The 7,980-nt window shown below is 26.6% G+C and carries 10 protein-coding genes and 1 pseudogene; 10 read left to right on the plus strand and 1 reads right to left on the minus strand.

What is annotated here, in order from left to right; genetic code table 11:
- From KGF50_RS18950 to KGF50_RS18985, 8 genes and pseudogenes are all read left to right on the plus strand, one after another.
- Nucleotides 1-1,417: pseudogene (locus KGF50_RS18950) on the plus strand (chromosome condensation regulator); the annotation flags it as partial.
- Between the two features lie 10 nt (nucleotides 1,418-1,427).
- Nucleotides 1,428-1,751: a CD1375 family protein gene (locus KGF50_RS18955; RefSeq protein WP_227849505.1), complete on the plus strand. Its 324-nt coding sequence runs from the start codon at nucleotides 1,428-1,430 to the stop codon at nucleotides 1,749-1,751.
- 79 nt (nucleotides 1,752-1,830) lie between these two features.
- Nucleotides 1,831-3,504: a hypothetical protein gene (locus KGF50_RS18960; RefSeq protein WP_227849506.1), complete on the plus strand. Its 1,674-nt coding sequence runs from the start codon at nucleotides 1,831-1,833 to the stop codon at nucleotides 3,502-3,504.
- A 16-nt stretch (nucleotides 3,505-3,520) separates the two neighbouring features.
- The gene (locus KGF50_RS18965; protein ID WP_227849507.1) at nucleotides 3,521-3,847 is read left to right on the plus strand and encodes a hypothetical protein; all 327 of its coding nucleotides are present in this window, start codon (nucleotides 3,521-3,523) and stop codon (nucleotides 3,845-3,847) included.
- A 26-nt stretch (nucleotides 3,848-3,873) separates the two neighbouring features.
- Nucleotides 3,874-4,047: a hypothetical protein gene (locus KGF50_RS18970; protein ID WP_227849508.1), complete on the plus strand. Its 174-nt coding sequence runs from the start codon at nucleotides 3,874-3,876 to the stop codon at nucleotides 4,045-4,047.
- A gap of 72 nt (nucleotides 4,048-4,119) precedes the next feature.
- A complete protein-coding gene (locus KGF50_RS18975) occupies nucleotides 4,120-4,521 on the plus strand; it encodes a phage holin family protein (protein WP_227849509.1) in 402 nt (133 codons plus the stop codon).
- Between the two features lies 1 nt (nucleotide 4,522).
- A complete protein-coding gene (locus KGF50_RS18980; RefSeq protein ID WP_227849510.1) occupies nucleotides 4,523-5,332 on the plus strand; it encodes an N-acetylmuramoyl-L-alanine amidase in 810 nt (269 codons plus the stop codon).
- 75 nt (nucleotides 5,333-5,407) lie between these two features.
- Nucleotides 5,408-6,154, plus strand: coding sequence for a DNA-methyltransferase (locus tag KGF50_RS18985; protein ID WP_021382877.1), 747 nt, complete (start codon nucleotides 5,408-5,410; stop codon nucleotides 6,152-6,154).
- Nucleotides 6,155-6,201: 47 nt separating this feature from the next.
- Here the strand turns inward: KGF50_RS18985 and KGF50_RS18990 are convergent, their stop codons facing one another.
- Nucleotides 6,202-6,681: a hypothetical protein gene (locus KGF50_RS18990; RefSeq protein WP_021382870.1), complete on the minus strand. Its 480-nt coding sequence runs from the start codon at nucleotides 6,679-6,681 to the stop codon at nucleotides 6,202-6,204.
- Nucleotides 6,682-6,857: 176 nt separating this feature from the next.
- Here KGF50_RS18990 and KGF50_RS18995 point away from each other — a divergent pair, with 176 nt between their 5' ends.
- Both KGF50_RS18995 and KGF50_RS19000 read left to right on the plus strand, forming a co-directional pair.
- Complete coding sequence (locus tag KGF50_RS18995) at nucleotides 6,858-7,679, plus strand: hypothetical protein (RefSeq protein WP_227849511.1); 822 nt, start codon at nucleotides 6,858-6,860, stop codon at nucleotides 7,677-7,679.
- A gap of 45 nt (nucleotides 7,680-7,724) precedes the next feature.
- Nucleotides 7,725-7,980, plus strand: a 256-nt coding sequence (locus KGF50_RS19000; RefSeq protein WP_227849512.1) for a hypothetical protein, incomplete at its 3' end; no start/stop codon positions are given.

The following is a 7,980-nucleotide window of genomic DNA, read 5'->3' on the forward strand; positions in this document are numbered from 1 at the left end:
TAAATATATAATACCATCACGAAGCGACATAAATTATAAAAATGTTTTAGGCTCTATGTATAAAGAAAAATATGATATAAATAATGACAGAATAGAATTACAAGAAGATATAAAAGATTTTTGGATGTCAAAGACTCATTCATTAATCGTAAATACGAATGGAGAATTACTAGGATGTGGTGATAATTCTTATGGACAGTTATTAAATCCAAGAACAACAGTTTCATTGAAAAGCTTTACTAAATTAGACTTTACAGATATAAGACAAGCTGCATGTGGTGTTGGATTCTCTTACTTTTTAAAAAATGATGGCACTTTATATTCAGCAGGATTAAACTCAGATTACCAATTAGGATTAGGTCATAATAATGAAGTAAGTGGATTGCAAAGAGTAAATATATCTAATGTAAAGAAAGTTATGTGTGATGATAAATTTACTTTAGTTTTATTAAATGATAATTCAGTTTGGGGACAAGGATTTAACAGATATGGTAATTTTGGATTAGGTGAAGCTTCTGCAAATACTATAATAAAAACATTTACTAAGCTTGATGTAGATGTAGAAGAAATAGAAATAAGTGGAGGTTATATATCTTTTAGGAAATTAGATAAGTCTCTTTGGATATGTGGTAAGATAAGAGATTGCTATAATATGACTTCTAATAATCCATACATATTTAATAAAATTCAAATACCAGAAGAATTTAATCGTGATTTGCTTTGGTTAGATGCTGGGTGTGATGAAACTTTATTTATGACTTACCAAGCAACTACAACAAAACCATCAATAGAAATATCAGAAAAAACTATATCTGGTATAAAGCTTAAAGTTAATGACTCAAATAATGAAATTGATAAAATTGAGATGTATTTAAATAATGAGTTAATACACTCGAAGAATGAATTTATCAATAATTTTGTGCTGTTTACTATTCCTCTTGAAAAATTGAATCTTGGTATAAATAATATATATTTCAGAGCAAATACTTTATTTGGTGACAATATGTATTTGGGAGCAACAATTAATAAAGAGAATAACTCTATAAATGTTTCAGAAGGAGCAAATTTATTTATTAAAAATAAAAAATATAATATAACTTCCTTAACAAATAGTGCGGATGGTAAATTAACAATAACATTAGATAGAGCATTAGAAGATAATATAAATGTAGGAGATATAATTTATCAGCTTATAAATCAACTAAAGGTACAGGTTAAAACTAATAATACTGGATTACATAAAGACATGAATTTATTAGAAATGAAAAAAGTTGATACAGGCTATCAAGAAATATATGAATTAGAAGAAAAAGGAATGACACAAGCAGAGCCTAAAATAATAGTTGAAAAAGGGGATGATTGGACTGCTATAAAAAGACCATCTATGATATTTAGTATAGATGAATCAACACTTTAGAGGTGATTAAATGTTTAATATAAATAAAAAGAAGATTGAGAATTTGAAAAGAAAGAAAGAATCAGATAATTTAAATGCAAGTCAAAAAACGCAAAATGATGACATAACAGATTTAATGTTAGCAACTGCTGAGATATGCGAAATGGTATTAAGTAGTCAACAAACATCTACTATGTCATTAAAAAATATAAAATTAAATGAAGGAGGAAGTAGTATGGCAGCAATTTATACAGGATTAATAGAAAGAGGTTTAAAAACAATTGACCAAGTACCTGTAAAATACAGAGAAGAAGTTAGAAAAATGTGTGAAGCACTAGAGATTCCAATATCATAGAACTTTAAGAGTTCTTTTTTTTATGTTCAAAATAGAGAGTTGCTCTTGTAGCTCTCTAAATAAAAAAGAAGGTGATTAGTTGTTAAATGAAGATGTAGTAAAAAATATTAATAAATTAAATAATGAAAGGGATAATATTAATTTAGAACTTAGTAAAAAAGCTAACAAAGAACATAAACATAATGTTAGTGATATAGAAGGATTAACAATCGTCGCTAATGCGGAAGATATAAATTACACAAATATAAAAAACGAAGAAATTTCAAACTCAAAACAAGCTTTAGATGTATTATTTACAGACACAGAAACTAGTAAAAAAAGTATTTTAGATATAGAAAATTTAGTTGAAGCTGAAAATATAAAATGTACTATTGATACAAAAGAGTACACTATAGAAAACAGTAAGAAAGGTTATTTAACTAACTTAAATGTAGAAGGAAAAACACTAGTTAATTTAGCTAATCCAAACAACATAGCTATAACAGAAGGTTTGCGATATTTAAATCCATTTAAGTACATTGAAAAAGGAAAAGAATATACATTTATTAATTTAAGTAATAAAGAAATATACTATTTTCACAATAATGTAATTAAATTTAAAATGAATCCAGATAGTAAAACTCTATATACTATAGACATAGATATAACTGATACTAACTGTCTTTGTGTAGCCCATAGTGAAAAGGGCTGGGGAGAAACTGATACAGATAAACAAGAGTTTACTAAGTCAGTGATAATTTTAGAAGGTGATTATACAAGTGTAGATATTAATTATTTTGAAGGGCTACAAAGTGTTGGTCAAGGAGAAAATATAGAAATTATATCTTGTAAAGAAGATATGAGTTTGTTTGATAAAAAAGTAATTCCATATATACTTAGAGGATTACCAGATGGTACAAGAGATGGAATAGTTTATAAAGTTGGTTGTTATAAGCTAATACAGAGATGTGAAGAAATTACATTAGATGGTCAAAGTTTCTGGACTGAATTTACAACTAATTCAAATGATACAACTTTATTATTTAAAAATCCTATAGGTACAAGTCAATCCAATAACACAAATTTATATTGTGATATGTTTAAACCAGCGATAATATTTGATAAAACTAATACAATTGAAGGAATTTATGAAACATCAAATAATATTTGGATACGAATTTTTAAAAGCAGATTATCAACTCCAGATTTAAATGGATTTAATTCGTGGTTAAATAATAATAAAGTTACTTTAATAAGAGCTTTGAGAGAGGATAAAGAGATAGATATTTCTTCAATAAATTTAGAACAATATGACAATCAAACTAAATTTAGTTGTAATTCTAATGTTATTCCTAGTATCAGTTTTGAATGTACTCAAAATTTAGGGAGTCAAATAGAAGCTATTAAAAGTAGTATAAAAAATATAAATCATATCCAGTCTAGCCCTAGAATTATGGATTTATCTAATAAACTTCTAAATGGATGGAAGAGAACTGTTTCAGATAATGATGGATTTATAATAAGTAAAAATGGTAATCAAGTTAGTTTTCACATGCGAATAACTGGCGGAGCAACAACAGATAGTATTGCATTATTAAAGCTTCCTAATGGATTTATTCCTAAAACTTTCTATGTTTTTCCAATATTTACAACTCAAAATAATCAATTAGTTCAAGGCTTTATGTATTTTAATTTTGCAAATGGATACCTTCAAATTACTGAACTATCAAGTAATGTAGATATATATAGTTATGGAACTTATTTTATTGAATAGGAAAGGAAATTTATATATGAATATAGAAGAAAAGAAAAATATTTTAATAGAATATGGTCTTGAAGATGATTTAAATAATATAGATAATTATTTTATTACAGAAGATAAACAATTGTTTACTCCAGTAATAAAAGGTGAAGAGCTAATTAAGATAGGCGAAGAAGTCTACAATGAGTGGTTGGAACTACAAAAGAATCAAGTCGAACCAGAACCATTAATTGAAGAAATAAATGCAAATAAAATTACAGTGTTAATAGAAAATCAAAAACAACAGGATAGTTTATTGATAGATAATGCTTATAGAATAGCTATGTTAGAACTTAACACAAACAATGTGTTATAAAATAAATAAAAACAGGAGGTGATAATATGCATAATATTTTAAAAAGAATGATTGAACAAAAAAACTTTAAGACTAAAGAAGAGTTACAAACTAAGCTAGATGTATTCTATGCAATGAATAGAATAAAAGAAAGTGAATATACAGAGTTAACAAATTTATTAATTAAAGAAGAAACACCAGTAGAACCAAGTGAAATATAGGTTCTTTTTTTATGTATATGTCTATTAATTAGCTATTTAAAATTTAATAATAAAAAGAGAGGAAAAAGAAAAATGAATATTTATGATGGAAAATTAAACACTATTACAGCACTGATAGGAACGTATTTTACGTGGTTATTTGGAGCTTGGGAGGAAGTGCTGGCTATCCTATTAACTCTTATGTTAATAGACTATCTGTTTGGAGTAATCAAAGGGTTTGTACTTAAGAAGCTTTCTAGTAATGTAGGATTCAAAGGAATTGCAAAAAAAAGTGGAATACTTGTAATTGTGGCAGTAGCAGCATTATTAGATAGACTAATAAATAATGGAGACTGGATATTTAAGACATTAGTTTGTTATTTTTACATAGCGAATGAAGCATTAAGTATAACAGAAAATTGTGCAGCGATAGGTTTACCAATACCGAATAAAATTAAAGAAGCATTAGAACAACTTGGAAAGGAGAACAAATAAAATGAAAATAGGAATAAATTGTGGACATACAAAGGTAGGAGCAGGCTCTGGAGCTATAGGTAAAATAAATGAGTCAACAGAAACTAGGAATGTAGGATATAAAGTAATAGATAAATTAAAAAAATTAGGTAATAATGTAGTAGACTGTACTATAGATAAAGCGTCTACTCAATCAGAATGTTTATCTAAAATAGCAACACAAGCAAATAGACAAGATTTGGATTGGTTTGTAAGCATACATTTCAATGCTGGTGGTGGCAAAGGGTGCGAAGTGTATACTTATAAAGGTAAACAGTATCAAGATGCTATAGATGTTTGTAAAAAAATTTCTGATTTAGGATTTATAAATCGAGGTGTAAAAGATGGAAGTGGCTTATATGTAGTAAATAAAACTAAAGCTAAAAGCATGTTAATAGAAATATGCTTTGTGGACACTGATGATGCAAATAAATATCTGAATTTAGGAGCTGATAAATTAGCTACTGCAATTGTAGAAGCTATAACTAAACACATGAGTTCAGCAGAAAAAAATAATTACAATAGATATAAACATACGGTAGTTTATTCTGGAGATGATAAAGTAGCAGCAGACATTTTAGGTTTATATTATAAGAGAGCAAAAGAAAGTTATCTAGTCACAGACATAGAAAATTATAAACCCCATCGAACACAAAATTTATATGTTGTTGGTGGTGGAGCTAGTAAAAAAATGGTGGAAATAGCTAAAAATACAGGTGAAAAGTTTACACAAATATACGATAGTGATGTTTGGGAAACAATTAAAAAAGCATTGCTATTTATAAAAAAGTAAGATATTAAGCATAACAATAAATACTATATCCAGATTCAACTCGAATATAATACATAATATTAGGAGGGTTACAATATGTTAGACATACAAAAATATCAGCTTTTCAATGGGGAATGTATTGAGGTAATGAAAACTATAAAAGACAAATCAATAGACTTAATTTTATGCGACCTTCCTTACGGAATGACTAATTGCAAATGGGATAGTATTATAAACTTAGAAGAGATGTGGAAACAATATAATAGAATAATAAAAAATAATGGAGCTATGGTTTTATTTTCAGCTCAACCATTTACAACTAAATTAATTGCATCTAATTTAAAAAATTATAAATATAGTTGGTACTGGATTAAAAATACAAAAACAGGATTTGCATTTTGTAAATATCAGCCTTTACGATGTGTAGAGGATATAAATGTTTTTTATAAGAAGGCACCTTTATATATACCGCAGAATTTAAAAAAGTTGGATAAGCCAATTAAAAAAGTAAAAAAAGAAGGTAGTCAAGGAGAAATATATCATGGTGGATTAACTGGCAAAGAATATATACAAGAATACACAAATTATCCTAGTAACACATTATATTTTAATAAAGAAACTAATTGTATCCATCCAACCCAAAAACCAACAAATTTATTAGAATATTTAATAAAAACATATACTAGAGAAAATGAGGTTGTATTAGATAATTGTTTTGGAGGTGGTGCGACTGGTGTAGCATGTGCAAATACTAAAAGAAAGTTTGTAGGTATAGAACTAGACAATAATGATTTTAGACAGGGTAAAAATAGAATAGAAAGAGCATACAAAGATAATTTATAAATAAAAAAGAAGGTAGCAGCTAATTTACTAGTTGCTACCTCCTTTTTTTATTCTTCTTCATCTACATAATCATCTTCAATGCCATATGGCTCTACTTCCTCAACACCATATTTATCCTCAAGAGAACTAACTTTGAAAATCCAATCCCTTCCAATTTTTTTACAGTCCTCCTCATTTTTAAAAGCACCTCTTTTTATTGCACTCAACAAGGTGGCTTGAGGAATATTATATCTTTCACTAGCATCTGCTAAAGAAATAAAACCATCAAAAGTTGCATTTTCTTTTGCATTACCAGCCACTAAACCTATTTGATAAGCTAACATAAAATCAGTATTTTCTATATTCATAAAAAGTTCTTCGGGAAAGCTTATTTTAGCTCCCAAGTAAGCAGGTAATAATATACTCAATATTGCGTTCCTATCTTGCATCCTGCAAGCAGAATTAAGTTGCAGTAATTTGCTAACACTCAAAACCTTACTTTTCCCTATTTCAAAACCTAGGTCATGAATTTCTTTATTACTAATCATTTTCAATTCCCTCCTATTTAATGTTTATACAATTATAATAACGTATTAACGTGATAAAGTCAATGTATAAATGTTTAAAAATATTTTAACATGTTTTAACGTTATTTATATTGACTTATGCACGTTTAGACGTTATAATATAATTAACAAATAAAATACAGGGGGGATAAGTAAAGATGAAAAATTTATTTAAAAAAGCACATGAAATGGCAGGAAAAATAAAAAGAAAATATAATGATGTGGATTACAAAGTACAATTTAGTCTTTGCTTATCTTTCTTAAATAAAAAAGGGGATATAAAATTGAAAGAGTTAAATGGGTCTGAAAAACAAATCAAATGGGCAAATAATATAAGAAAAGACATTTTAATATTAGTAGATGAATTGGAAAAAATTGATATTGAAGAAATAAAAAAATGGAAAGAGGATGATACAGTTAAAATAATAGAGAAGCGTAAAAGAAAAATTGAAAGAATAAGAGAAGAAATAAGAAATATAGATAGTGCAAAGTTCTTTATAGATAACTTTAGATATATTTTAGAATACAATTCCTTAACTCAAAAATCAGCTTATATAAATAGAACATTAAAAGATTCTTCATTCGCTGAAAAAAATAGAAATTGGGGTTTTTTACAAGCAGAAACGCAAGCACCTTATAAACTAAAAAAAATTAAAGATTATAATACAACTTATGAAGAAGCAAAAGAAAAAGCAAAAGAAATAACATTTAATAATTTGTGGGCTAATGAAATAAAGGAAAATGTACTTGAAGTAGTTGAAATATTCGACGATGCAGCAAAGCAAGCTCCTAACACATATGAGATAGAAAAAACTAAAGAATATATTATAGAAACATTAATACAAGAAAATCCTAATTTTTATATAAATGGATTCAAGGAAGTTAAAAAGAAAGCAATTGAAAAGTGTAGAAACATAGAAGAACCTAAAAGAAAAATAGAAATAATATGGAGCTTGTTCTATGAAGCAGTAAACTGTTAAAAAGATTTCAAAAAAATACACAATATATAATTTGGAGGTTTAAAAATGAATAATAAAGAAGAGAGAATTATAGCTGGTAAAAGCGTATTTAATTTAAATTTATTCAAAATAAAAGATGAAAAAAGTTTAGAAATTAAAGTATGTAAAGAATATATAAGAATATTAGAAGAAGAATGTAATTATAATGCAAAAGAGTTAAAAGAAAAACTTGAAAAAACTTTAGAAAAAATAAAAGATAAAAAAATAAAAGAAAGAGAATCAGAAAAAGAAAGATATAATATTAAATTAGAAGATATTATAG

This window comes from Clostridioides sp. ZZV15-6598, from assembly GCF_020657705.1.
Taxonomy (GTDB): domain Bacteria; phylum Bacillota; class Clostridia; order Peptostreptococcales; family Peptostreptococcaceae; genus Clostridioides; species Clostridioides difficile_F.

What these genes read in the sequence shown, in the direction of transcription:
- KGF50_RS18955 (WP_227849505.1), top strand. Translation starts at nt 1,428, where the DNA reads ATGTTTAATATAAATAAAAAGAAGATTGAGAATTTGAAAAGAAAGAAA.
- KGF50_RS18965 (WP_227849507.1), top strand. Translation starts at nt 3,521, where the DNA reads ATGAATATAGAAGAAAAGAAAAATATTTTAATAGAATATGGTCTTGAA.
- KGF50_RS18970 (WP_227849508.1), top strand. Translation starts at nt 3,874, where the DNA reads ATGCATAATATTTTAAAAAGAATGATTGAACAAAAAAACTTTAAGACT.
- KGF50_RS18975 (WP_227849509.1), top strand. Translation starts at nt 4,120, where the DNA reads ATGAATATTTATGATGGAAAATTAAACACTATTACAGCACTGATAGGA.
- KGF50_RS18980 (WP_227849510.1), top strand. Translation starts at nt 4,523, where the DNA reads ATGAAAATAGGAATAAATTGTGGACATACAAAGGTAGGAGCAGGCTCT.
- KGF50_RS18985 (WP_021382877.1), top strand. Translation starts at nt 5,408, where the DNA reads ATGTTAGACATACAAAAATATCAGCTTTTCAATGGGGAATGTATTGAG.
- KGF50_RS18990 (WP_021382870.1), bottom strand. Translation starts at nt 6,681, where the DNA reads ATGATTAGTAATAAAGAAATTCATGACCTAGGTTTTGAAATAGGGAAA.
- KGF50_RS18995 (WP_227849511.1), top strand. Translation starts at nt 6,858, where the DNA reads ATGAAAAATTTATTTAAAAAAGCACATGAAATGGCAGGAAAAATAAAA.